The following is a 25,459-nucleotide window of genomic DNA, read 5'->3' on the forward strand; positions in this document are numbered from 1 at the left end:
CCCCAGTCGCCGGTTTCAGCTCAGCCCAGCCGGGGCTGAATCGTCTCGATGAACACCTGCTGCTTCTGATCTGCCGTCAGGTGGCAGGCAGAGCCGCGGCCGCTCGGCAGCGAGGGCCTGTCGCCCGCGCACTTGCCGCTCGCCACCTTGTCGGTGAAGGCACACCGGGGGTGGAAGGGGCAGCCGCTCGGCGGGTTCAGCAGCGACGGCGGCGAGCCGGGGATCGGAAGCAGCGGCTCGTCGACGTCCGAGGTGAGGCGCGGCATGGAGCCGAGCAGCCCCCAGGTGTAAGGGTGTTCGGGCGACTTGAGCACCTCGCGCACGGAGCCGCGCTCCACGGCCCGGCCCGCGTACATCACGAGCAGGTCGTCGGCCATGTTCGCCACGACACCGAGGTCGTGGGTGATCATGATGATCGCGGAGCCGAACTCCTGCTGGAGGTCCTTGAGCAGGTCGAGGATCTGCGCCTGCACGGTCACGTCGAGCGCGGTGGTCGGCTCGTCGGCGATCAGCAGGTCGGGGTTGCAGACCAGGGACATGGCGATCATGGCGCGCTGGCGCATGCCGCCGGAGAACTGGTGCGGGTAGTCGTCCACCCGCTGCCTGGGGTGGGGGATGCCCACCTTCTCCAGCATCTGGATGGCCCGGTCCCGGGCCTCCTTCTTGCTGGCCCCGGTGTGCTTGCGGAACGGCTCGGAGATCTGCCGGCCCACCGTGTAGTACGGGGACAGGGCGGTCAGCGAGTCCTGGAAGATCATCGCCATCTTGTTGCCGCGGAGCTTTTCGAGCTCGGGCTCGGTGGCGGTGATCAGTTCCTTGCCCTCGAGGAGGATCTCGCCCTCGATGTGCGTGCTCTTGCGGTTGTGCAGGCCGAGCACGGTCAGGTTCGTCACCGACTTGCCGGAGCCCGACTCGCCGACGATGCCGAGCGTCTTGCCGCGCTCGATGTCGAAGGAGAGCCCGTCCACAGCCTTGACGATGCCGTCCTCGGTGGAGAACTGCACCTTCAGGTCGCGTACCGAGAGGAACGCGTCGCCGCCGGTGGGGGCCGGGGCGTCCTCGGTCTTGGTGAGTGTGGTCACGGTCGTTCTCCTAGGACAGACGCACGCGCGGGTCGACGACGGCGTACAGAGCGTCCACGACGATGTTGCAGACGATGATGAAAGCGGCGCTGAGGATCATGACGCCCATGAGGACGGGGAGGTCCTTGCCGATGACCGAGTCACGGGCGAGGCGGCCGATGCCGGCGAGGCCGAAGGTCAGCTCGGTGACCATGCCACCGCTGAGCAGACCGCCGATGTCCATGCCCAGGATGGTGATGATCGGGATGAGCGAGCCGCGCCAGGCGTAGCGGAAGAAGGCGTAACGGCTGCTCATGCCCTTGGCCTTGGCAGCGCGGACGTGCTCTTCCTGCAACTGTTCGATCATCGACGAGCGGGCCATACGCGTGTAGTTGGCCGTGAAGATGGTCGCCATGACGATCCAGGGGATCAGCAGGCCCATGAACCAGCCCCACGGGTCCTCGCTGATCGGCACGTACTTGGGCTTGTCCAGCCAGCCGGTGCTGAAGACCAGGAGGCCCATGACGACCGGGCCGATGAAGTAGATCTGGAACGAGCTGGTGACCAGCGAGGCGCCGCTGAAGGTCTTGTCGAGCCAGGTGCCGCGGAAGCGGGCGGCCAGCAGGCCGGCGCCGAGACCGGCGAACAGGAAGACGATGAGGGAGCCGAAGGTGAGGGAGACCGTCAGCGGGAGACGGTCCATCATGGTGTCCCACACCATCTGGTTGTTGCGGAACGAGACGCCGAAGCAGGGTGCGGAGCAGTGGCCCACCGCGAAGTCACGTCCGGCGACGATGCCGGAGAGGTAGTCCCAGTACTGCACGGGGACCGGCTTGTCGAGGCCGAGGTTCTTGTGAATGAGCGCCAGCGCATCCGGAGTGCAGTTCTTGCCACATGCGAGCGTCGCCGGGTCCTGTGGGATGGCGAAGTACATGAAGTACGTGAAGGCGCTGATCAGCAGGAGGATGAGTGCTGCGCCGAGCGTCCGGCGTATGAGAAATCGAAGCATGGCAATGAGCTGCTCTCAGGACGGCGGCGGTGGGAGGCCAGGAGGGAACCGGCGACCCGGGGATGAGGGCACCGCCGCGCCCTCATCCCCGGGAACTGCCTTGTACTGACTACTTCTTGAGGAAGACCGCGGTCGGGTCGGTGTAGCTCGTCACCGTCGAGTACCGCAGGCCGCCGACGTTGGAGCCGGCGATCTGGAACACCTTGGTGTAGTAGATCGGGGCAGCCGGGTTGATCTTCTCCGAGATGTACTGCGAGAGCTTCCCGTACTCCGTGGCACGCTCAGCGGCGTCCGGAATCGTCTGGATGCGGGCAATCTCGGAGTTCACGTGCTTGTCGTTGGTGTGCGAGTAGTTCGACGCGCCGTCCTGGATCTGCGCACCGTCGAAGGACGGCGGGAAGACGGTGTTGCCGTCGGCCCAGTCCTGGCCCCAGCCGGTCATGTAGAGGTCAAAGCCATTCTTGACCTTGCCCATCTGCTCGTACCAGGTCGCGGCGTCGACTTCCTTCTTCTGGATGTCGAGGCCGATGCGCTTCAGGTTGTTGATGATCAGGTTCGCCTGAGTGGTACGCACCGGGGTGTTGGCGTACGCGTAGACGAGCTTCTTGCCCTTGGCGCCGGCCTCGTCGATCAGCTTCTTCGCCGCGGCGATGTCACCGTTCGGCTTCTTGGCCCGGTTGAACGGGTCGAACTTCTTGTCGTAGCCCGGGGTGGTGGGCGACATCAGGCTGGTCGCGGGGTCGCCTCCGTAGGCACCACCGTCGGCGTGGCCGGCCGCGGTGGACGGCATCGCCAGGGCGATGGCGTCACGGATGCGCTTGTCCTTGACGCGGTCCATGTTGAAGTTCAGCTGCCACACGTACGGGGCGTAGCCCTGCACCGTGCGCTTCATGACCGCCTTGTCGGTGGTGATCTTCTGCAGCTGGGTGGCGTCGATCTGGCCGCTGAACATGATGGCGTTCTTGGCCTCGCCACGGTCGGCCAGGATCGTCTTGGTCTGCGTGGCCTTGTCCTGGTTGAAGTCGATGTTGAAGCCATCGACGTACTGGTGACGCAACGCGTCCGTCTTCGGGTCCCAGTTGGGGTTGCGGACCAGCTTCAGGCTCTTGCCGGACTTGTAGTCCGAGATCTTGTACGGGCCGGTGGCGACGGGCGCCTGGTCGTACTTCTCCTTGGTGTCCGTCTTCGCCGGGACGGCCGAGTAGGCGGCCATCGCGAACGCCTGCGGGGCGTCGCTGTGCGGCTTCAGGAAGTGGAAGACGACGGTCTTGTCGTCCGGGGTCGCGATGACCGAGTCCGGCAGGTGCTTGCCCTTGTACGGACCCGCGTACGCCTTGCGGTACTTGGTGCCGTCGCCGGACAGCCACTGCTGGACGTAGGTCGGGCCGTCCGTCTCGAAGGAGGCATAGAGGCGCTCGAAGCTGTGTCGGATGTCGGCCGACGTGATGACGTTGCCGTTCTGGTCCTTCACGCCGTCCTTGAGCGTGTAGGTCCAGGTCTTGCCGCCGTCCGAGGACTTGCCGGCGTCGGTGGCGAGGTCACCGACAACCGTCGAGTTGCCCTTGTCGTCCTCGACGTACGTGGTCAGGCCACGGTAGAGGAGCTTGGACAGGAGACCGGCGTCGGAGACGTAGATCTGACCCGGGTCCAAGTGGGAGAAGTCCGTCTCCTGGTAGACCTGGATGGTGCCGCCCTTACGGGCTCCCGGCACCTCCTTGGCGGGGCCGACGGACTGCTGGGCGGTGCCCATGATGACCGGCTTGGCCTGCGCGAGGGCGTCCTGCTGGGACTTGCCCACGTTCTTGTCGGAGCCCTTGCTGCCGCTGCTGCAGCCGGTGAGTGCCAGCGCGCCAGCGGTCACTGCGACCACCGTTGCCTGCGCCGTGCGCGAACGAAGGATGCTCATGGAGTTAGATCCACCTGCCTGTGAGTAGTGATCCTTTGGTGCTGCCTGGCGCATCCGGTGTGGGCCGGCGCCCGGGTGGCAGCTCCCCCTCGGATGGGCTGGGTTCAGCGGCCCGTCTTGGGATCGAACGCATCCCGGACGGAGTCCCCGAGGAGGTTGAACGCCACGAAGAAGACGACCATGGCGACACCCGGGAAGAACATGTAGGTCGGGTCCTGCTCGTAGATGTTGGCGCCGGTGGCGAACATCAGGCCCCAGTCGGGCGTCGGGTCCTGATATCCGACGCCGACGAAGGAGAGGAAGGCGACCGAGAGGATGGTGCTGGGGAGCAGGTACGTGCCCTGCACGATGATCGGCGTGATCAGGTTGGGCAGCAGCTCCTTGCGGATGATCCGCCAGGGCGAGGCGCCCGCGACCTTCGCCGCCTCCACGAACTCGCGCTCACGCAGGGAAAGCGTGACGGCGCGCACCAGGCGGGACAGGCTCATCCAGGTGAGGAGCCACATCACGCCGAGGATGGCGAGGAAGCGGATGAAGGTCGGGGTCTCCTCGTCGGGCGCCACGAACACCGTGACCACGACGGGCATCACCGCGACCATGAACAGCTGGCTGGGCAGGGCGAGCATGAAGTCGGTCAGCCGCCCGAGCCAGTAGTCGATCTTGCCGCCGAAGTACCCGGAGACGAGACCGATGAGCACGCCCACGATGACGATGCCGATCGTGGCGAGCAGCGCCGTGTAGAGCGACGTACGCATGCCGTAGAGCAGGTACGAGAACACGTCGCGGCCGTAGTTCGGGTCGATGCCGAACCAATGCTCGGGCGAGATACCGCCGTTGGGACCGGCCGGCAGGTTGAACTCGTTGAGGAGTGTGGGGTCGTCCTGCCCGTAGAAGGTGTACGGGTCCTTGCCGTACACCTTCGCGATGACCGGCGCGAGCGCGGCTATCAGGAAGAAGAACAGGACGATGAAGGCGGAGACGACGCCCGTCTTGTCCCGTTTGAAGCGACGCCACATCAGCTGTCCGGGGCTGCGCCCCTCGAGCTTCTTGGGCCCCTTCGCGTCAGCCTGCGGCGCGCTGTCCTTGTCCAAGGCGGAAGAGGTCTCGGCGCCCTCAATCTCGATTGGACTCGTCATGATTCGTCCATTTCACAGGTGTTGGAGGTCGTCGGCACACGGCGGGCTCCTCCCTGTGGGACGGAGCACCGGACCGACGGCCGTCGCACGGCGTACGCCACTCCAGCTGGATTGCCACCAGGGGGTACGACGACCTACGGGCGGTACACGGCAACCCAAGGCCGGATGCGCGCGGTTGAGCTACGACTGGGGTGAACTCACCCCGGGGGAACCTGGCCCGACAGGGCAGGCCGTGCCGTCAGAGACTGTCGCGGCGCTTGAGCGCCGTGCCGACCACGGGGCTACTACTGCCCGCGAGTCCTGTACCTGCCATCGGGGACGACGCGACCCATATGGCGCTTGTGGCACCTCGCATGGGTTCCTCCTCATGAGTCCACTTTTGTTCACTACAAGTGGAGGCACATGCCACCTTGCCGACACCCCTGACGGCGAGGATTGAAAGTGCCCCAGTGTGCTCGCGAGTCGGCACTCCCCACAGTGCGTGACCCATTGACCCGAGCTCTACGCGCTCAACTATCTGGCATCCGAATCGGGCCGACCACAGTGTTTAGGTCTCGGTTCGATCACACCTGATGCGTACTTAGCCCAAAATCCGGACAAAGCGATACGCGATAGATCCCTGCGAAACGGACTCGTTACACATCTATCGGTCAGTGGAGTCCGGATTCCGGACGGCCGCCCCTGGAAAACGAGTTGCACATCACGAGCCCTTGCGCAGGGCTGTGGGAAGACTCTCAGCGGGCGGGTCAACGCGCGTGGATCGCGCGGGAACGGGTCCCAGGATGCCACGAGGGTAGTGAACTACCACCTGGTGCGGGCGACGATCGCGTAAAAAGTCCTGCGCGAGGCCCCCGGCGCAGGACATACGACAAAGGCCCGGGCCCCCCGAAGGGGACCCGGGCCCAAGTGTCTCGGGATCAGGCGTTCTTGGCCTTCGAGGCCGCGCGGCCGCGCAGCTTCTGGTCCAGGACGACCTTACGGATACGGACCGTCTCCGGGGTCACCTCGATGCACTCGTCGTCGCGGCAGAACTCCAGGGACTGCTCGAGCGAGAGCTTGCGGGCGGGCACCACGTTCTCCGTGGTGTCCGCGGAAGCCGCACGCATGTTGGTGAGCTTCTTCTCCTTGGTGATGTTCACGTCCATGTCGTCGGCGCGCGAGTTCTCGCCGATGATCATGCCCTCGTAGACCTCGGTGCCGGCCTCGGTGAAGATGACACCGCGCTCCTGGAGGTTGACCATCGCGAAGGGGGTCACCGAGCCCGAGCGGTCCGCGACGAGCGAGCCGTTGTGACGGGTGCGCAGGTCGCCGAACCACGGCTCGTGGCCCTCGAAGATGGAGTGCGCGATACCGGTACCGCGGGTCTGCGTGAGGAACTCCGTGCGGAAGCCGATGAGGCCGCGGGACGGGACGATCCACTCCATGCGGATCCAGCCCGAACCGTGGTTCGTCATGGTCTCCATACGGCCCTTGCGGGTCGCCATGAGCTGAGTGATCGCGCCGAGGTGCTCCTCGGGGGAGTCGATCGTCATGCGCTCGATCGGCTCGTGCGTCTTGCCGTCGACCTGCTTGGTGACGACCTCGGGCTTGCCGACGGTCAGCTCGAAGCCCTCGCGGCGCATCTGCTCGACCAGGATGGCGAGCGCGAGCTCACCACGGCCCTGGACCTCCCAGGCGTCGGGGCGCTCGGTGTCGAGGACACGGAGCGAGACGTTACCGATCAGCTCGCGGTCGAGGCGGTCCTTCACCTGGCGGGCGGTGACCTTGTGGCCCTTGCCGCCCTTGCCGACGAGCGGCGAGGTGTTGGTTCCGATGGTCATCGAGATGGCCGGCTCGTCGACCGTGATGAGCGGCAGCGCGATCGGGTTCTCGGGGTCGGCCAGGGTCTCGCCGATCATGATGTCCGCGAATCCGGCGACGGCGCAGATGTCGCCCGGGCCCGCCTTCTCGGCCGGCTTGCGGGTGAGGGCCTCGGTCATGAGGAGCTCGGTGACGCGGACGTTGGACATCGAACCGTCACGCTTGATCCACGTGACCGTCTGGCCCTTGCGCAGCTCGCCCTGCTCGACGCGGCACAGCGCGATACGGCCGAGGAAGTTGTCGGCGTCCAGGTTGGTGACGTGCGCCTGGAGGGGAGCGTCCTCGTCGTACTCCGGGGCCGGGACGTGCGACAGGATCGTGTTGAAGAACGGCTCGAGGTTCTCGCTGTCCTGCGGGACGGTGCCGTCCTCGGGCTTGGTCAGCGAGGCGACGCCGTCACGGGCGCAGGCGTAGACGATCGGGAACTCGATCTGGTCCTCGTCCGCGTCCAGGTCCAGGAACAGGTCGTACGTCTCGTCGACGACCTCGGCGATCCGGGAGTCGGGGCGGTCCGTCTTGTTGATGCACAGGATGACCGGCATCTTGGCCGAGAGCGCCTTGCGCAGCACGAAGCGGGTCTGCGGCAGCGGGCCCTCGGAGGCATCGACGAGCAGCACGACCGCATCGACCATCGACAGGCCGCGCTCGACCTCACCACCGAAGTCGGCGTGGCCGGGGGTGTCGATGATGTTGATCGTGATGGCGTCGCCGCCATCCTTCGGGTGGTACTTGACCGCCGTGTTCTTGGCCAGGATCGTGATGCCCTTCTCACGCTCCAGGTCGTTCGAGTCCATCATGCGATCGTCGAGCGACTCGGCGGCGTGCGCCGCGAAGGCGCCGGCCTGCTTGAGCATGGCGTCGACCAGCGTGGTCTTGCCGTGGTCGACGTGGGCGACGATGGCGACGTTACGGATGTCGTGGCGCGTGGCCATATTGCGGCGTACTCCCGGAGTGAGTGGACGGCTGCGCGTACGTCTCTTCGTACACGCGCCCTGCCGGGCTGGACACGCCACGGCCTCACCCCATCGTACGTGGCTTCGGCCGGGTAGGCCTTCTGGGGCCATGGGGTCAAGGATGCACAGTGAGTGAACGTCGCGGAGAGGCGTGGGGAGCGCCCCTGAGAAACCGCAGGTCAGTGGTGTTACGAACCTTGCCCGCCGGAGGGACCGGCGGGCAAGGGACTTGAGCGAGATCTGAGCTGGGCGATCTTCGGGACGATCCCCCAGGGGCTCTCAGGGCCACTCAGGGTGCGATGTGCGTCACTTCTCGGACGGCTTCTCGGACGGCTTCTCGAACGGGCTCCCGGACGATTTCCCGGCCGGGCTCGCGGACGAGCTCACGGACGCACTCGCCTTGCCGGAGGCGTTCGGCCTGGCACCCGGCCGCGCGCCCGGCTTCAGGAAGCCGATGTTCTCGTAGTCGGGCTCCTGGAAGCCGAAGGCCCCCGCGTTGGCGACGCTGCGACGGGCGGCCACCAGCTCCGGGCGCTGGTAGAGAGGAATCGATCCTGCTGCGGCCCAGATACGGGCGTCGGCCTGCTTGACCAGGGAGCGCTCCTCCCCCTCGTCGAGCTCACCGATCGCCTGGTCGAAGAGCTGGTCGATGTGGTCCGTACCGACCCGGGTGTAGTTCTGCTCGACCGTGAGCGAGCCGTCCGCCGCGGGCACCGGCTTGGCGTAGATCGGGCGGGCGTCGGTGGCCGGGAAGGCCGAGACGGGCCACGAGTAGAGCGCCAGGTCGTACTGCCCGGACGCGATGTGGTCCTTGAAGTAGCTGGCGTCGGCGACCTTCGACGTCTCCGTGCGGATACCGATCTTCTCCAGCATCCGAGAGATCCGGTCGGCGACCGCGCGCAGCGAGTCCGAGCCGGGGCCCGACGGGAGCACGAAGCGCAGCGTCAGCGGCTTGCCGTCCTTGGCGAGCGGCCCGGCGGGGGCACCGGCGGGCGCGGCCGTTCCCTTCGGGGCGTACGCGCCCGGGGCGCCACCCTGGGCGGCCTCCTTCGCGTACTGATCCGCGTACTTCTTCTCCTTGTCGGCCTCGCGCAGCTTGTGCGCGTCGGCCTGGTGCAGGAGCGCGGTGTACCGGTGGGCGGCGGTGCGCGCGGGGTCGAGCAGCGGGGGCTGCCGGTCGCCCGGCTTCTGGTCGCTCTCGCCGACGATGTACGTGCCGTCGTCCGAGTCGGAGACGGCACCCTTCTTGTCCTCCGTGCCCGCCTTACTCTTCTTGCCCTCGCTGCCGGACTCGCTGCTCTTCTTGCCCTCGCTGCCGGACTCGCTGCCGTCCTCGCTGCCGGCCGTCTTCGGCTTGGTCTTCGCGGTCTCCTTCTTCAGGGGACCGCCCGGCACCCAGCCCGCGTCCGCGAGCAGCGCCCGGGCCTCGGTGGTGTCCTGGCTGCCGAGCGCACCGCTGCTGTCGGCGTACGCCTGCTGCCCGGCGAGGGCGAGATGGCTGCCGACGGGGTGCGCGGGCAGGCCGAGCGGCTTGAGGACGACCTCGGCGAGCTTCTTGCGGTCGATCGCGCGGGCGACGGCGCGGCGCACCCGCTCGTCGGCCAGGGGCCCCTCGGCGCCGTTCAGCGCGAGCTGCGTGAAGGCGGGTTCGAGGGACTTGCGGACGACGTAGCCCTCCAGGCGCGACTGTTCCTTCTCGTACTTGGTGACGGCCTTGCGGGTCTTCGCGCGGGTGTCGAGTTCCGCGTCGGCCGCGTCCTCGTCGTCGCCGTGCGCGACGGCCCAGGACCGCATCGACTGGGCGGGCGTGAGCGCGCCGGGGCCGTGGGCGAGCGGGCCCGAGCTGCCCTTGTCGCGGTCGGCGAAGGAGATGCGGGAGGCCTCTTCCGGGTCGACGGCGGCGAGGTCGACCTTCCCCGCGACGAGCGCTTCGGCACGGTCCTCGCGGGGCACGGCCCGCAGGACGAGCTGCTCCAGCTTGGCCTGGCGGCCCCACCAGCGCGGGTTGCGCACCAGCGTGATGTCCTTGGCGTCGCGGTCGATCCCCTTGATCGAGAAGGGGCCGGCGGTGACCTTGAGCTTGCGCCGGGCTTCCTCGTTGAAGGCGTCCGGGGTCCCCATGACGTCCTTGGGGTACAGCGGCGAGAACAGCGAGCGCCAGTCCGCGTACGGCTTCGCGAAGGTGACCCGCACCTCCAGGTTGTTCTTGCCGCGCTCGATCTTCTCGATGCGGTCGTAGCCCGCGTTGTGGGCCGTCCAGTACGCGGAGTCCTTGCCGGACAGGGCGCGCCACTGGGCGGCGAAGTCGGCGGCGCCGATCTCGCGGCCGTCGCTCCACACCGCCTGCTGGTTGAGCTTGTACAGGACGACCTGCTTGGGCTCGCGCTCGATGACCTCGGCCTTCTCCAGGAAGTCCGGGTCGCGCACCGCCCTGCCCTGGTTGTCGAGCCGATACATCGAGGGCAGCACGGCGCCGGCGACGCGGGACGTGCCCGCGTCGGCGTCGGCCTGGAAGGAGTTGAGGGTCACCGGCAGGGCGTCGACCGCCCAGCGCAGGGTGCCGCCGTCGGCGATGTCGCCACGGGCTGCGGGCGCGATGTCCTGGGCGGCGGCCGGACTGCTGGACTCTGCTTCGTCGTCGCCCGAGCTGCAGCCGGCCAGGGCCGTCACCGCCAGCGCCCCCGACACGAGGAACGCGGCCGAGCGCAGGACGGGACGCCTGGCGGGGCGAGATGTGGCGCCGTCATGGGACATCACGGGTACCTCCGGGGCTAGCCCAGCCGCCCGCTTACCAGGACCGGGCCGGGTTTGATCACGTTTGGCGGTATATGGAGCTGATCACATCTATCGCCCCACTGAAGGGGACGGGTCCCTGCGGGGGGCTGCGACACGGCGACGGGTAGCCGGAAGCCCACTCATGCGGCCCAATTTGGTGCCCAGGGGGCGGGGTGGCGCTGTCTCGTCGGCGGGTGCGGGAAGTCGTCGGCCGCTCGCGCAGTTCCCCGCGCCCCTTAGGGGCGCGATCGCCCACGTACCAGGACCCGCCGCCCCAGAAGGCGCAAAAGGGGGCGTGCACCAGGCCGCGCTCCAGCAATCCGCGCAGATCCCTTCACAAGGTAAGATGTGACGCGCGACACTCTCAGGCGCACAAGCATCTCCGCCGCACCAGCGGAAGCGAGGGCAAGTCATGACTCTGAACGACGACTTGGCGGCAGCCGAGCGCTGCCTCGACGAGTTGTGCCGGACCGTGGAGCGCCTGGAGCGCCAGCTCGACGGCGGCCTGGACGTCCGGCGCGTACGCACCGACGCCGACCATCTGCGCGAGAGCGTTGCCCTGCTGCGGGCGGCCGTGGCCGCCCCCACACCGCCTCGTCGGCCCGCACTCGTACCCGTCTCCGACACCCCGTACGACAGCTCGCTGTGGACCGACTCGGACGACGAAGGGCTCGGCGCCCGGGACCGGCACGCCCCCTGACCCTCTGAGCGGAGGCTTCGTTGGCCACCGGCACGGAACCCCATCCCCAAGCGGGCGCGCACGGCGTCCGCGACAGGACGCGCGCCGCGATCGCGTCCGGACATCTGCGCACCGACCGCTGGTGGCTGGCGCCCGCCGCCACCGCCGCGGGACTGCTCGCCTTCATCGTCTACTCGACCTGGCGGGCCTTCGCGAACGCGGACTACTACCACGCGCCGTACGTCTCGCCGTTCTACTCCCCCTGCCTCGCGGAGAACTGCAAGCCGATGCACGCGGGGCCCAACTGGGAGCTGTTCGGCGGCTGGTGGGGCCTGTCCCCCGCGCTGCTCATCCTGATCTTCCCGCTCGGCTTCCGGCTGACGTGCTACTACTACCGGAAGGCCTACTACCGCGGGTTCTGGGCGTCACCGCCCGCGTGCGCGGTCGCGGAACCGCACAAGAAGTACTCGGGCGAGACGCGCTTCCCCCTGATCCTGCAGAACGTCCACCGCTACTTCTTCTACGCGGCGCTCATCGTGGCGGGGATCCTCACGTACGACACGGTGCTCTCGTTCCGCAACGAGAAGTACGAGTGGGGCCACATGGGTCTCGGCACGCTCGTCTTCCTCCTGAACATCACGCTGATCTGGGCGTACACCCTGTCCTGCCACTCGTGCCGGCACATCGTCGGCGGCCGCCTCAAACACTTCTCGAAGCATCCCGTGCGCTATCGGCTGTGGGGGTGGGTGAGCAAGCTGAACAACCGTCACATGCTGCTCGCCTGGGCGTCGTTGGTGAGCGTCGCGCTCGCTGACTTCTACGTCTACCTGCTCGCGTCCGGCGCCTTCGACGATCCGCGCTTCTTCTAGATGGGGTGGCACTTCTGATGTCTCAAGTGGAGCGGCAGCAGTGGGACGTTGTCGTGGTGGGGGCGGGCGGTGCGGGCCTGCGCGCGGCGATCGAGGCGCGCGAGCGCGGCGCGCGTACGGCCGTGATCTGCAAGTCCCTCTTCGGCAAGGCGCACACCGTGATGGCCGAGGGCGGCATCGCCGCGGCCATGGGGAACGTGAACTCCGGCGACAGTTGGCAGGTCCACTTCCGCGACACGCTGCGCGGCGGCAAGTTCCTCAACCAGTGGCGGATGGCCGAGCTGCACGCGCGCGAGGCGCCCGACCGGGTCTGGGAGCTGGAGACGTGGGGCGCGCTGTTCGACCGGACCACGGACGGCCGGATCTCGCAGCGCAACTTCGGCGGCCACGAATACCCGCGCCTGGCCCACGTCGGTGACCGCACGGGCCTGGAGCTGATCCGCACGCTCCAGCAGAAGATCGTCGCGCTCCAGCAGGAGGACTTCAAGAAGTTCGGCGACTACGAGGCGCGCCTCAAGGTCTTCCAGGAGTGCACGGTCACCCGCGTACTGAAGAACGATGGCCAGGTCTCGGGCACGTTCTGCTACGAGCGCGAGAGCGGCCGTTTCTTCGTCCTGGAGGCCCCGAGCGTGGTGCTGGCGACGGGCGGCATCGGCAAATCCTTCAAGGTGACGTCGAACTCATGGGAGTACACGGGCGACGGCCACGCGCTGGCGCTGCTTGCCGGGGCGCCGCTTCTGAACATGGAGTTCGTGCAGTTCCACCCCACGGGCATGGTCTGGCCGCCGTCCGTGAAGGGCATCCTCGTCACGGAGTCGGTCCGCGGCGACGGCGGGGTGCTCAGGAACTCCGACGGGAAACGCTTCATGTTCGACTACATCCCCGACGTCTTCAAGGAGAAGTACGCCGAGTCGGAGGACGAGGGCGACCGCTGGTACGACGACCCGGACCACAACCGGCGCCCGCCCGAGCTGCTGCCTCGCGACGAGGTGGCGCGCGCCATCAACTCCGAGGTGAAGGCGGGCCGCGGCTCCCCGCACGGGGGCGTCTTCCTCGACGTCTCCACGCGCATGCCGGCCGAACGCATCCGGCGCCGGCTGCCGTCCATGTACCACCAGTTCAAGGAGCTGGCGGACGTCGACATCACGGCCGAGCCGATGGAGGTCGGCCCGACCTGCCACTACGTGATGGGCGGCATCGCCGTCGACTCGGACACGGCGGCGGCGCGCGGGGTGCCCGGCCTGTTCGCGGCCGGCGAGGTCTCGGGCGGCATGCACGGCTCGAACCGCCTCGGCGGCAACTCGCTCTCCGACCTCCTCGTCTTCGGCCGCCGCGCCGGACTGCACGCGGCCGAGTACGCGGCCGGGCTCGACGAGCGCCCCGTCATCGACGCGGACCAGGTCGACACGGCGGCGGCGGAGGCGCTGCGCCCGTTCTCCGCGGAGGGCCCGGCGGACGGGGGCGCCGCCGAGAACCCGTACACCCTCCACCAGGAACTCCAGCAGGCGATGAACGACCTGGTCGGCATCATCCGCCACGAGGAAGAGATGACCGAGGCGCTGTCCCGCCTCGCCGGGCTGCGGATGCGGGCGCGGCGGGCCGGGGTGGAGGGGCACCGCCAGTTCAACCCGGGCTGGCACCTCGCGCTCGACCTGCGCAACATGCTGCTCGTCAGCGAGTGCATCGCGCGGGCCGCGCTCGAGCGTACGGAGTCGCGCGGCGGCCACACCCGCGAGGACCACCCGACGATGGACCGCGCCTGGCGCCGCACGAACCTGCTGTGCCAACTCGTCGATCCCACGGGCGGGTTGGCCGCCACGGACCCGGTCCGCGGCCAGATCGACCTCGTCCGCGTCACGACCGACCCCATCCGCCCGGACCTGCTCGCCCTCTTCGAGAAGGAAGAGCTGGTCAAGTACCTCGCCGAAGAGGAGCTGTACGAGTGAGTTCGTACGACGCGCGTTTCAGGGTCTGGCGCGGAGACGCCGAGGGCGGTGACCTGTCGGACTTCCAGGTCGAGGTGAACGACGGCGAGGTCGTCCTCGACATCATCCACAGGATCCAGGCGACCCAGGCCTCCGACCTCGCGGTCCGCTGGAACTGCAAGGCGGGCAAGTGCGGTTCGTGCTCGGCGGAGATCAACGGCCGGCCCCGCCTGATGTGCATGACCCGCATGTCGGTCTTCGACCGCGAGGACGTCATCACGGTGACGCCACTGCGCGCCTTCCCTGTGGTCCGCGACCTGGTCACGGACGTCGGCTTCAACTACGCGAAGGCCCGCGAGATCCCCGCGTTCGTCCCGCCGGCCGGGGTCGGCCCGGGCGAGTACCGCATGCAGCAGGAGGACGTCGACCGCTCGCAGGAGTTCCGCAAGTGCATCGAGTGCTTCCTGTGCCAGGACACGTGCCATGTGGTCCGCGACCACGAGGAGAACAAGACGGCGTTCGCGGGCCCGCGCTTCCTGATGCGGGTCGCCGAGCTGGACATGCACCCCCTCGACGCGGCGTCGGACTCCGGCCTCGACCGCAAGCGCACGGCCCAGGAGGACCACGGCCTCGGCTACTGCAACATCACGAAGTGCTGTACGGAGGTCTGCCCGGAGGGCATCCACATCACGGACAACGCGCTGATCCCCTTGAAGGAGCGGGCGGTTGACCGGAAGTACGATCCGGTGGTTTGGCTGGGGAACCGGATTCGGCGCCGGTCATCCTCGTAGGGGGGTGCGGGGTCAGGCGGCATGCCGTCTGCGGTCGCCGGCCGGACGCTGGGCGAGCATCTGGCACACGAGGCCGCCCAGGAACAGGCTGGTGCCGGTCACGAAGACGACGTCGATGGCCGCGTCCGAGTGCGCCAAGGGGTACAGCGACGTCGTCACCATGCCCAGGGCCATCACGAGCGCCCCGGCCCCCCACAGCCTGGGCCGCGCCACACGCCGCCCCATCCAGGACGGCCGCACCCGCCCGGTCCGCAACGCCGCGGCACCCGCCACGGCGACGAGCACCCACAACGCTATCGCCACGCCCACCACGTACCAGTGCATCGAACGCCCCTTCCGCCCACCGCTCGCAGGTGCCGCCCAGGCGCCCTGCCGCTCCCTATCCTCCCGGAACATCGCCTTGGGGTCACTGGTCGCGAGGGCGAGGCCGAACCACTCGACGGCAAGACCGATCCAGTGGTCGAGGGTCTCGAGGCCGGCCCTACAGACGCTGCGCGAACCGGGTCGACGCCTCTACGGCGTACCCCCGTCAAGGCGCCGCATCAGCGCCTCCACGTCCCCGGCCGCCAGCGGCCTCAACCGCTCCGCCGTGACGCGGCCCGAGGCCGCCTGGAGACGCACGCTCAGTGCGAACTCCGCGTCGCCGTCCAGGACATGGACCTCCGTCGTGCGCCCGTGGACGACCGTGTAGGCCCGGTCCCCGAGCCCGGTCACCGTACGCACCTCCGCACGCCCCGGTATCCGCTCGGCGGCCGTCGCGCGCGCCGCGTCGAATTCCTCCGCCGGGCTCGTCCGCTTGTGCAGCACCACGGACGCCGTCAGCGTCGCGGCCCGCTCCGAGCCCTCTTTACGTTCCAGCTGCCCGGCGCAGTCCGCCGTGTCCTCCGCCGCGTGCCGGCTCTCCGTCGACTCCCAGCGCGAGCCCCGGTCGAGGACCGTGGCGAGGTTCGGCAGGGTGAGGAGGGAGCAGAGGCGGTCGCTCACCCGGTAGCCCCTGAGGTCCGGGCCCTGCGCCCCGAAGGCGTAGAGGCCCGCGCCCCAGACCGCGGACGCCGCCACCGCGCCGACGAGCAGCGCGCCGAGGGGGCGCCGCCGCTGTGAGGCAGGCAGGAGCTCGGGGCGGTTCGCAGGGGCCACGGGGCCGGACACGACAAGCTCCGGTTCGCTGATCGCGCCGCCTGCGGCCCAGGGTCCGTTCTCCATGCCGGAAACCTATGTTGAGCAGCGGTTTTGCCGGAAGGTCCGGCGATAACAATGCGGATTCGGCACAACCGGACCGGGCGGATCCCGGTCGCGGTACCCCAGATCCGGTCATACGCTCCCAACTGTGACGCCGCCTCCGAGTCGCCCCCGTCCGGTACGGATAGCCGCGCGGTCGGCAGTGGCCGCAGTGCTCGCGCTCTGCTGGGTCCTGCTGCCCGCCACCACCGCCCGAGCCGACGACCCCGTCACCCTGTCGAGAACCGGCCAGATCACCGACAAAGTGGACGCCCTCGGCGACCGTGAGAGCGATGCCGCCTCGGCGCTCGACGCGCTCGACCGCGAGCACAACACCCAGCTCTTCGTGGTCTACGTACGCGACTTCTCCGGCCGCTCCGCCCAGGACTGGGCCGACGACACGGCCGACAAGAACGGCCTCGGCCTCAACGACGTACTCCTCGCCGTCTCCACGCACGACCGGCAGTACGCCTACTCCGTCGACCAGGACTCCCAGCTCACCGACGCGCAGCTCAGGGATGTCGCGCAGACCGCGATCGAACCGGCGCTGCGCAGGAACGACTGGGCGGGCGCCGCGATCGGCGCGGCGGGCGGCATCTCCGCCACGCTCGCGGGCCGCCCCGTCCCCACCCCCACGATCACCCCGGGCCCGGCCGACCCCGGTGGCTCGGACACGGGTCCCAGCGCGGCCGATCTCGTCCTGCCCCTCATAGCGGTCGGCGGCGCGGGCGCCCTCGCGGCGTTCACGTACACCCGCCGCAAGAGGCGTACGCGTACCCGCACCACGCCCGGCGGCGGCTGGGGCGGGGGCACAGGACCGAAGGTCACGCCGCTGCCCGAGCTGGACAAGCAGGCCAGGCAGCTGCTGGTGGAGAGCGACGACTCGATCCGCACGAGTACGGAGGAACTCGGCTTCGCCACCGCCCAGTTCGGCGACGAGGCCGTCAAGCCGTTCACCGAGGTGGTGGCGTATGCCCAGTCGGAGCTGACGGCGGCCTTCCGGTTGCGCCAGCAGCTCGATGACGCGTACCCCGAGGACGACGCGACGAAGCGGCAGATGCTGGACGAGATCATCAGCCGCTGCACCGAGGCGGGGCGCAGGCTCGACGCCGAGGCCGCGGACTTCGACCGGCTGCGGGCCCTGGAGCGCACCGCGCCCGAGGCCCTCGCCCACGCGGAGCTCACCTCCCGCGACCTGGCCGCCCGCACGGCGACGACCGAAGAGACGCTGACGGCGCTCGGCTCCCGCTACGCGCCCTCCGCGCTGCTTCCCGTGGCGGGCCACATCGAGCAGGCCAAGGACCGGCTGGTGTTCGCCACGACGAACCTCGAACAGGCGCGGAGCTGCGTCGACGCGGGTGACAACGGCAGGGCCGCGGTGTTCCTGCGGGCCGCCGAGTCGGCCGTCGACCAGGCGGGCACCTTCGTGGACGCGGTCGTCCGGCTCGGCCACGAACTGGCCGAGGCCGCCGGGAAGCTGCCCGCCGCGCTCACCGAGTCCGACACCGACCTCGCGGACGCGCACGGACTCCTCCAGGGCATGACCGAGGGCGCGTCCACCGCCGATCTGCGGGGCCGCGTCGCGCGCGTGGAGATCGTCGCCGCGCGCGTACGCAAGGAGATGGCCGCCGGCCCCTACGACCCGATCGATGCGCTGCGCCGCGTGGAGGAGGCCGACTCGGCGCTCGACGCGTCCCTGGACGAGGTCCGCGAACGCGAGTCCGGCACCGCCCGCGCGCGCTCCCTGCTCGACCAGGCGGAACTCACGGCCCGCAGTAGCGTCGGCGCCGCGTCGGACTTCATCACCACGCACCGCGGGGCGGTCGGCAGCGAGGCCCGTACGCGCCTGGCGGAGGCGCAGCGGCACCTGGAGTACGTACGGACGGCGGCACAGGCGGATCCCGCCGCCGCCCTGGCCGGCGCCCAGCGGGCCGACGCGCTGGCCCGGCAGGCACAGCAGCTCGCCGAGCACGACGTCCGGTCCTTCGGGAATCCGTACGGCGGCGGGGGCGGGCGCGGCGGAGGGGGCATGGGCGGCGCGGTGCTCGGCGGGATCATCCTCGGCGAACTCCTGGGCGGGCGGTCCGGCGGGGGGTTCGGCGGGCGGTCCGGCGGGGGCGGCGGCTTCGGGGGCGGGTTCGGCGGCGGCGGTCCGGGGAGTTTCGGCGGGGGCGGGACCCGTGGCCGCAGGGGCGGCGGTGGACGGTTCTGACCCGGCGGCATTCACCCAGTTCCTCACGTATCTCCCTCGCACAAGGAGCACTCTCATGACCAAGCAGACCGTTCTCGGCCGCGTCACCCAGCTGGCGAAGGCAAACATCAACGCCCTTCTGGACGGCGCCGAGGACCCGCAGAAGATGCTCGACCAGCTGATCCGCGAGTACTCGAACAACATCGCCGAGGCCGAGCAGGCCGTGGCGGCGACCATCGGCAATCTGCGGATGATGGAGCAGGACCACAAGGAGGACGTCGAGGCGGCCGCCGAGTGGGGCGGCAAGGCGCTCGCCGCGAGCAGGAAGGCCGACGAGCTGCGGACGGCGGGCAGCGCGGCGGAGGCCGACAAGTTCGACAACCTCGCCAAGGTGGCGCTCGGGCGGCAGCTGAGCTCCGAGAAGGGGGCGAAGGACGCCGAGCCGACGATCGCCGCACAGAACGAGGTCGTCGGGAAGCTGAAGTCCGGCCTCGGCCAGATGAAGACGAAGCTGGTCGAACTCCAGTCGAAGCGCGATCAGTTGGTGGCGCGCTCGAAGACTGCGCAGGCCCAGAACCGGATGATGGACGCCGCCAAGAACATCAACGTCCTCGACCCGACGAGCGAGCTGAGCCGCTTCGAGGAGAAGGTGCGCCGCGAGGAGGCCAAGGCGCTGGGCAAGCAGGAGCTCGCCGACTCGTCGCTCGACGCGCAGTTCGAGCAGCTGGAGGGCCTCGGCGACACGGCCGAGATCGAGGCGCGCCTGGCGGCGCTCAAGACGTCCGCGTAGAGCCGAGGAGGCGGCGCGCCCGGTCAGTACAGGCTGAGCAGCGCCTCCGTCGGGTCCACGGCCGCCGAGTCGCCGTCCGGCAGCGGGAGTTCGAACCAGACGGTCTTGCCGCGCGGCGTCCTGCGCGAGCCCCAGGAGGCGCTGAGCAGGCCGACGAGCTGAAGCCCGCGGCCGCCCTCGTCCGTGTCGCGTGCGCGGCGGCGGCGCGGCTGGACGAGGCCCGCGTCCCACACCTCGCACACGAGGGTGCGGTCGAGCAGGAGGCGCAGCCTGATCTCGCCCTCGCCGTACCGCAGGGCATTGGTGACCAGCTCGCTGACCAGCAGTTCCGTCGTGTCGACGAGCGGCTCCAGGTCCCATTGGGTCAGCTGGGCACGGGTGAACTCGCGGGCGCGGCCCACCGAGCGCGGCTCGCGCGGCAGCGTCCAGTCGCCCACGGCGTCGGCCGGCAGGCCCTGTACGCGGGCCATGAGCAGCGCGATGTCGTCCTCGCCGTGGTGGGTGTCGAGCGTGGTCAGCACGTGGTCGCAGACGTCTTCGAGCGCGGGCGAGGGATCGTCCAGGGCGCTGCGGAATGCGGAGAGGCCCTCGTCGAGGGGATGGTCGCGGGACTCGACGAGCCCGTCGGTGTAGAGGGCGAGGAGTGAGCCCTCGGGCAGTTCGACCTCGACCTCCTCGAAGGGCTCCCCGCCGACGCCGAGCGGCATGCCCGGGGGTACGTCGAGCATGAGCGCCCCTTCGCCGGGCTCGACCAGGACGGGCGGCAGATGGCCCGCGTTGGCGAAGGTGCAGCGCCGGGTCACGGCGTCGTAGACCGCGTACACGCAGGTGGCGAGGTAGACCTCGGAGAGGTCGGCGTCGCCGGTTCTGCGGGCGGCGCGGGTGGCCTGCTGGACGCCGCCGCGCGGGCCGAGGGGGGACGTCGGGCCGCCGGGCGTGCCGAGGCCGCGGGCGATCTCGTCGAGCGCGGAGAGGACCTCCGCGGGTTCGAGGTCGAGGAGGGCCAGGGTCCGTACGGCGGTGCGCAGTTCGCCCATGGCGACGGCGGCGCGCAGGCCGCGGCCCATGACGTCGCCGACGACGAGCGCGGTTCTGTGCCCCGGCAGTTCGATGACGTCGAACCAGTCGCCGCCGACCTCGGTGGCCGCGTTGCCCGGCAGGTAACGGCAGGCGATGTCGAGGCCGGACGCCTCGGGGTCGTCCGGCGGGAGCAGCGACCGCTGGAGTATCAGGGCGCGCTCGTGTTCGCGCCGGTAGAGGCGGGCGTTGTCGATGCAGACGGCGGCGCGGGCGGCGAGTTCGACGGCGAGGGCGCGGTCGCGGTCGTTGAAGGGCTCGCTGCCCTTCGTACGGGCGAAGCGCGCGAGGCCGACGACGGTGTCGTGGGCGACCATCGGCACGGCCAGCGTGGACTGGATGAGGCCGCCGGACGCGGCGGGGACGAACTGGGGGCGGGCGGTGCGCAGGGCATCCGCGCAGGGCGAGTTGAAGGAGTAGCGGTGGACGGCCCCGACCTCGACGACGCCGTCGCCACCGGACGCTTCGAGGTACGGCACGTCGGCGACGGCGCTCGCGGCGGCGACCCTGCGCAGCTCGGCGCTGCCGTCGGCGAGGCTGCGGCTGTTGAGCGCCGACTCGTCGCCGGCGAGGAGCCCCTGGTAGAGGTCGACGGAGGCGAGGTCGCAAAAGCCGGGGACGACGACGTCGAGGAGTTCGCGGGCGGTGGTCTCCAGGTCGAGCGAGTTGCCTATGCGGGCGCCCGCTTCGTTGAGGAGGGCGAGGTTGCGGCGGGCGTGGGCGGCCTCGCGGGCGGCGGCGTGCCGCCGGGTGACGTCGGTGGCGAGCCCGGCGACGCCGATGGGCCGGCCGCTGCCGCTGTGCACGCGGTAGAGGTTGATCGACCAGTGGCGGCGCTCGGCGGAGTCGGGCGCGGGCCCGACGAGCTGCATGTCGGTGACGGACTCGCCGCTCTCCAGGACGCGGCGCAGCGCGGCCTGGACGCGGTCGGCCTCGCCGCGGGGCAGATAGTCGTGGACGGTGCGGCCGCGGTGGTCGTCGGCCCGGCCGCCGAAGACGGCGGCGAAGGGCCGGTTGGCCCGCTGCACCTTCAGGTCGGTGCCGAACAGCAGGAAGCCGAAAGGAGATTGGCCGAAAATGGCCTGCGACGCGGCGAGGTCCGTCTCGATGCGGCGCAGGGCGCGGACGTCGACGACGATGCAGACGGCGGCGCGCTCGCCGGACTCCGTCTCGGTCGGCATCACATAGACCTCGGCTATCCCCTCCGTATACGGAGCGGGGCCGTGCTGATCGGGGACGTGCGGATCGCGCTCGCCGGACGCCGGTCCGCCCGCGTCCGCCGCCCGGTTCCTGGGCATCCGGAAGGGGACGACGCCGGTCCACTCGCGGCCGTCGAGGATCTCCGCCATCTTGCGGTGGCCGCGCTCGCGCAGTTCCGTGGAGACGAAGGCCTCGATGGGGTCCTTGCCCACGGCTTCCTGCGCACAGACGCCGAAGAGCTGCGCCGCGCGCCGGCTCCACTGGTCGATCAGCCCGTCCGGGCCGATGGAGAAGGAGGCGACCTTGATGTAGTCGTACATGGAGCCGGGCGGACTGCTCTGCCACGTCTCGGCCCGGGGCGGGCCTGCCGCATCGCGCGCGGCCGTACCGCCCGAGGTGTCCTCGGACGACGTGACCTTCGCTGGTATCTCGCTCACGCGAACCGTCCCCTCCAGCTCACCGCGTCCGGCACCGGTCACCGGGGCAGCTGCCCGCAGTATCCAGCACTACGGAGCCGCGCAACACGGTGTTCACGATCACACCACGGTCCCGACGCTTTTTGGCCCGTCCCGACGTAACAGGACGACAACCAGATCCGCGGCTGTTCCGTGCCTTTTCCTGGCCGGCCCTTCGCCGATCAGCATGCTCCCTGTCTCCTAACCAGGGAGGGTTCCTCTTAACCGGCGCGACGCCACCGGTTCCGGCCGCAGGTTCCGGCCACCAATAACGGCCGCGGTCAGTGCCGGCCGGGCAGCGACAGTTCGAACCAGACCGTCTTGCCCGCGTCACCGGGCCGCGTCCCCCACCGCCGCGCCGCCCCCGCAACCAGCTGGAGCCCCCGCCCGCTTTCCTCTTCCGGCCCCGCGACGCGCTCCAACGGCGGATCCGGAAGGGGATCGGAGACCTCCACCCGCAGGGTGTGGGCCGGCTCCGCCGACTGCAGGAGACGTACACCGATGGGGCCGGAGGCGTGCCGGAGCGCGTTGGTCACCAGCTCACTGACGAGCAGTTCGGCGACATCGCCGAGCGAATCGAGTCCCCAGACGCCGAGCTGGCCGCGGACCGCGGCACGAGCGGAACGGACTGCGCCCGGTTCCTCGGGGAAGACCCACTCGACGCACTCCCCGTCGCCGTCGGTGTCGAACAAGCCGATCACTTCCCAGGCAGCAGTAGAACCCCGTCCACCCCTTCGGATCGCGTCCGATTTCGTAGGGTTAATCGGCATATACCCGGGTGACCGTGAGAGCTACCGTCTCACACGAACACTCCGCGAAGGGCGGCACGAACGGAGCACTCGCGACGGTACGACGGGTGACACAACCGGCAGCCCGACGGTGGCAGCCGACGGCACGACGGTGGCAGCCCGCGGCACGGCGACCCGCACCACGGACAGGACTGCCGGCGGACGGATCACGGCCGCTGCGCCGCGAGCACCGCCTTCACCGCCGGTACGTCCTGGTCGAGCCAGTCCACGGACCAGATCTCGTCGGGCCCGAGCCAGCGCAGCTCGTCGTGGTCCTCCAGGGGGCGCGGGCTGCCGGACAGCAGGCGCGCGGTCCACACCCGCAGCACGTATCCGGGCTTCAGGGGCCACTCCCCCGGGACGCGCGCCACGAGCTCGGCGCCGATCCCGAGTTCCTCGCGCAGCTCCCGTACGAGAGCCCGCGTCGGGTCCTCGCCGGGCTCGACCTTGCCGCCGGGGAGTTCCCAGCGGCCCGCGAGCTCGGGGGGCGCACTGCGTCGCGCGGCGAGCAGACGGCCGCTCTCGTGGATGGCCGCCGCGACGACGACGGTCGGTTCAGTCATGTGCCGGAGCCTACGGCCGCGGGCGGGAACGTCAGCGCGCGGTGCCGTTCTGCGCCTGGCCGAGGCGCTCGACCCAGTAGAGCTGCTTGTGGCCGCGGTCGTCGAGACTGTCGGCGATCTTCTGGGCTTCCGCCCTGGTCGCGTACCTGCCGACGCGATAGCGGTTGCCGTTGTCGTCCTGGCGTATGACGAGCCACACAAGCGTGGTCGTGCCCTCGTTCATCGCGCCCCTCCACTCCCCGACCCCGGCTCGCACAGCGCCCCGCTTTCTGAGGAAACCCCACTCCGCATATGCCCGAGCGTACGCCTGACCTTCACGCAGCGGATACGCATTGGCACAAAGAGATACGCAACCAGCCAATCCGCAGGGGGCGCACTCCGAAGAGTGCGCCCCCTGGACGTTCCGCAGCTTGGACGTTCCGCAGCTTGGGCGGTCAGCCGGTACGCACCGTCGGCATGGGCATGAGCACCGGGCCCGCCTGCGGCTCCTTGCGGCAGGCGTCGCCGCACTCCGCGTCGAGCGAGCAGCACAGCGAGCAGATCGGGCCCGACTGGACGGGGCAGTCCGCGATGTCCGGGAGTTCGTACGCCGTCTCGCAGACGCTGCACGTGTGGGTCGCCGTGATGTCGGCGATCTCGACGTCGGGGCCGTTCACCGGGTTGGGCCTGGCCAGGTAGTACTTGCCCTGGGTGGCCCAGGCGATCAACGGGCAGAGCGTCAGGGCGAGTCCGGCCGCGATGAACGTCGAGAAGGCCTCCGCGTACTCGCCGAACACCCCGAAGAACGCGATGATCGAGACGGCCGACGCGATCACCATGGCACCGAAGCCGGCCGGGTTCACGGCATACAGATAAGCCCGCTTGAACTCGATGTACTTGGGGCTCCAACCGACCCTCTTGTTGATGACGAGGTCGGCGGCGACGGCCGCGATCCAGGCGATGCCCACGTTCGAGTAGAAGCCCAGCAGCTTGTTCAGGGCCGCGAACATGTTCATCTCCATCAGCGTCAGCGCGATGGCGAGGTTGAGGAAGATGTACCAGACGCGGCCCGGGTGGCGGTGGGTGATGCGGGAGAAGAAGTTCGACCAGGACAGCGAGCCGCTGTAGGCGTTGGTCACGTTGATCTTGATCTGGGAGACGACCACGAAGAGCGCTGCGGCGGGCAGGGCGACCGAGCCGAGCCACGGCTTGAGCGCCTAGACCTGCGGCGCGATGGGTTCCAGCGCGTGGGTCTTGCCGACGGCTTCGAGGGCGACGAAGGCGAGGAGCGCGCCGCCGAGCTGCTTGGCGGCGCCGATGATCACCCAGCCGGGTCCGGCCGCCAGAACGGCCAGATTCCATCGCTTCCTGTTCTGCTCGGTCTTGGCCGGCATGAAGCGCAGGTAGTCGGCCTGCTCGCCGATCTGCGCGATGAGGGAGAGCGCGACGCCGGTGCCGAGGCCGAAGCCGAGCCAGGAGAAGCCGCTGCCCGCACCCTCCGTGCCGCCGAAGTGGGTGAAGTCGCCGAAGGAGCCCGGCGAGCGGAAGGCCAGGATCACGAAGGGCAGCACGAGCCCGATGAGCCAGACCGGCTGCGTCCACGCCTGCACCTTGGCGAGGGCACCCATGCCGCGGAAGACGATCGGGATGACGATGAGCGTGGTCAGCAAGTAGCCGACGGGCAGCGGCAGTCCGACGACCTCGTGCATGGCCTGCGCCATGATCGAGCCTTCGAGGGCGAAGAAGATGAAGGTGAACGAGGCGTAGATGAGGGACGTGAGCGTCGAGCCGAAGTAGCCGAAGCCCGCGCCCCGGGTGATGAGGTCCATGTCCAGGCCGTACTTGGCGCAGGCGCGGGCGATGGGGATGCCGGTCAGGAAGATGATCGTCGCCGCGCACAGGATCGAGGCGAGCCCGCTCGTGAAGCCGTACGTGAAGACGATGGAGGCGCCGATCGCGAAGTCGGCGAGGTAGGCGATGCCGCCGAGCGCGGTGGACGCGACCATGGTCGGGGACCAGCGCCGGTAGGAGTGGGGCGCGTAGCGCAGCGAGAAGTCCTCGCGGCTCTCGTCCGCGGCGAGCTTGGCGTAGCTGCGCCGCGGCGGGGCTGCCTCTGTGTCACGGGTGACCGTGTCCGTCATGAGGGTTCCTGTCGTCCGGCCGATTGCGGGTACGGACGGAAGTTAGGAGCCGTGCATGACAATGCGGGGCGGCCGGTGATTGCCCCGGCGTTA

Annotated in this window: 18 protein-coding genes and 1 pseudogene; 6 read left to right on the forward strand and 13 right to left on the reverse strand. The window is 69.6% G+C overall.

The annotated features are described in order from the left end of the window. Positions 1 to 20 precede the first annotated feature (20 nt). From OHA58_RS12250 to OHA58_RS12275, 6 genes are all read right to left on the reverse strand, one after another. Entirely contained in the window at positions 21 to 1,082 is a 1,062-nt protein-coding gene (locus tag OHA58_RS12250) for an ABC transporter ATP-binding protein (RefSeq protein WP_405478720.1), read from the reverse strand. Between the two features lie 10 nt (positions 1,083 to 1,092). Continuing rightward, a complete protein-coding gene (locus tag OHA58_RS12255) occupies positions 1,093 to 2,070 on the reverse strand; it encodes an ABC transporter permease (protein ID WP_405478721.1) in 978 nt (325 codons plus the stop codon). Between the two features lie 109 nt (positions 2,071 to 2,179). Further along, a complete protein-coding gene (locus tag OHA58_RS12260; protein WP_405478722.1) occupies positions 2,180 to 3,976 on the reverse strand; it encodes an ABC transporter substrate-binding protein in 1,797 nt (598 codons plus the stop codon). 104 nt (positions 3,977 to 4,080) lie between these two features. After that, positions 4,081 to 5,112 carry an ABC transporter permease gene (locus OHA58_RS12265; protein ID WP_405478723.1) on the reverse strand — a complete coding sequence of 344 codons (1,032 nt, stop codon included), beginning with the start codon at positions 5,110 to 5,112 and terminating at the stop codon, positions 4,081 to 4,083. Between the two features lie 917 nt (positions 5,113 to 6,029). Then, positions 6,030 to 7,904: a translational GTPase TypA gene (gene typA / locus OHA58_RS12270; RefSeq protein WP_405478724.1), complete on the reverse strand. Its 1,875-nt coding sequence runs from the start codon at positions 7,902 to 7,904 to the stop codon at positions 6,030 to 6,032. A gap of 327 nt (positions 7,905 to 8,231) precedes the next feature. After that, complete coding sequence (locus OHA58_RS12275; RefSeq protein WP_405478725.1) at positions 8,232 to 10,679, reverse strand: ABC transporter substrate-binding protein; 2,448 nt, start codon at positions 10,677 to 10,679, stop codon at positions 8,232 to 8,234. Positions 10,680 to 11,112: 433 nt separating this feature from the next. Between OHA58_RS12275 and OHA58_RS12280 the strand changes: the two genes are divergently transcribed. Genes OHA58_RS12280 through OHA58_RS12295 form a run of 4 tightly spaced genes read left to right on the forward strand, consistent with a single transcriptional unit; the run spans position 11,113 to position 14,964 of the window. After that, positions 11,113 to 11,400 (forward strand): hypothetical protein, encoded by a 288-nt coding sequence (locus OHA58_RS12280; RefSeq protein WP_405478726.1) that lies wholly within the window; start codon positions 11,113 to 11,115, stop codon positions 11,398 to 11,400. 20 nt (positions 11,401 to 11,420) lie between these two features. After that, positions 11,421 to 12,248, forward strand: coding sequence for a hypothetical protein (locus tag OHA58_RS12285; RefSeq protein ID WP_405478727.1), 828 nt, complete (start codon positions 11,421 to 11,423; stop codon positions 12,246 to 12,248). A 17-nt stretch (positions 12,249 to 12,265) separates the two neighbouring features. Continuing rightward, positions 12,266 to 14,194 carry a fumarate reductase/succinate dehydrogenase flavoprotein subunit gene (locus tag OHA58_RS12290; protein WP_405478728.1) on the forward strand — a complete coding sequence of 643 codons (1,929 nt, stop codon included), beginning with the start codon at positions 12,266 to 12,268 and terminating at the stop codon, positions 14,192 to 14,194. Beyond that, positions 14,191 to 14,964: a succinate dehydrogenase/fumarate reductase iron-sulfur subunit gene (locus tag OHA58_RS12295; RefSeq protein ID WP_405478729.1), complete on the forward strand. Its 774-nt coding sequence runs from the start codon at positions 14,191 to 14,193 to the stop codon at positions 14,962 to 14,964. Before OHA58_RS12290 ends, OHA58_RS12295 begins: the two co-directional genes overlap by 4 nt. A 12-nt stretch (positions 14,965 to 14,976) precedes the next feature. Here the strand turns inward: OHA58_RS12295 and OHA58_RS12300 are convergent, their stop codons facing one another. Beyond that, positions 14,977 to 15,288 (reverse strand): hypothetical protein, encoded by a 312-nt coding sequence (locus OHA58_RS12300; RefSeq protein WP_405478730.1) that lies wholly within the window; start codon positions 15,286 to 15,288, stop codon positions 14,977 to 14,979. Positions 15,289 to 15,477: 189 nt separating this feature from the next. Continuing rightward, positions 15,478 to 16,167, reverse strand: coding sequence for a hypothetical protein (locus tag OHA58_RS12305; protein WP_405478731.1), 690 nt, complete (start codon positions 16,165 to 16,167; stop codon positions 15,478 to 15,480). A 178-nt stretch (positions 16,168 to 16,345) separates the two neighbouring features. Between OHA58_RS12305 and OHA58_RS12310 the strand changes: the two genes are divergently transcribed. Together OHA58_RS12310 and OHA58_RS12315 are read left to right on the forward strand one after the other, a co-directional pair. Next, the gene (locus tag OHA58_RS12310; RefSeq protein ID WP_405478732.1) at positions 16,346 to 18,394 is read left to right on the forward strand and encodes a TPM domain-containing protein; all 2,049 of its coding nucleotides are present in this window, start codon (positions 16,346 to 16,348) and stop codon (positions 18,392 to 18,394) included. Positions 18,395 to 18,449: 55 nt separating this feature from the next. After that, positions 18,450 to 19,163: a PspA/IM30 family protein gene (locus OHA58_RS12315; RefSeq protein WP_405478733.1), complete on the forward strand. Its 714-nt coding sequence runs from the start codon at positions 18,450 to 18,452 to the stop codon at positions 19,161 to 19,163. A 23-nt stretch (positions 19,164 to 19,186) separates the two neighbouring features. On the opposite strand, the gene OHA58_RS12320 is transcribed toward OHA58_RS12315, so the two are convergent. The 5 genes and pseudogenes from OHA58_RS12320 to OHA58_RS12340 all read right to left on the reverse strand — a co-directional run bounded on the left by OHA58_RS12320 (position 19,187) and on the right by OHA58_RS12340 (position 25,366). Beyond that, a complete protein-coding gene (locus tag OHA58_RS12320; protein ID WP_405478734.1) occupies positions 19,187 to 21,877 on the reverse strand; it encodes a SpoIIE family protein phosphatase in 2,691 nt (896 codons plus the stop codon). Between the two features lie 299 nt (positions 21,878 to 22,176). After that, positions 22,177 to 22,665 (reverse strand): ATP-binding protein, encoded by a 489-nt coding sequence (locus tag OHA58_RS12325; protein WP_405478735.1) that lies wholly within the window; start codon positions 22,663 to 22,665, stop codon positions 22,177 to 22,179. Between the two features lie 185 nt (positions 22,666 to 22,850). After that, complete coding sequence (locus OHA58_RS12330) at positions 22,851 to 23,246, reverse strand: (deoxy)nucleoside triphosphate pyrophosphohydrolase (protein ID WP_405478736.1); 396 nt, start codon at positions 23,244 to 23,246, stop codon at positions 22,851 to 22,853. A gap of 31 nt (positions 23,247 to 23,277) precedes the next feature. Continuing rightward, on the reverse strand, positions 23,278 to 23,469 hold the full coding sequence (locus OHA58_RS12335) for an SPOR domain-containing protein (RefSeq protein WP_116510396.1): 192 nt from the start codon (positions 23,467 to 23,469) through the stop codon (positions 23,278 to 23,280). A 211-nt stretch (positions 23,470 to 23,680) separates the two neighbouring features. Beyond that, positions 23,681 to 25,366, reverse strand: a pseudogene (locus OHA58_RS12340) (purine-cytosine permease family protein). Positions 25,367 to 25,459: the final 93 nt, after the last annotated feature.

It is taken from the genome of Streptomyces sp. NBC_00009 (assembly GCF_045040855.1).
Classification (GTDB): Bacteria; Actinomycetota; Actinomycetes; order Streptomycetales; family Streptomycetaceae; genus Streptomyces; species Streptomyces aureus.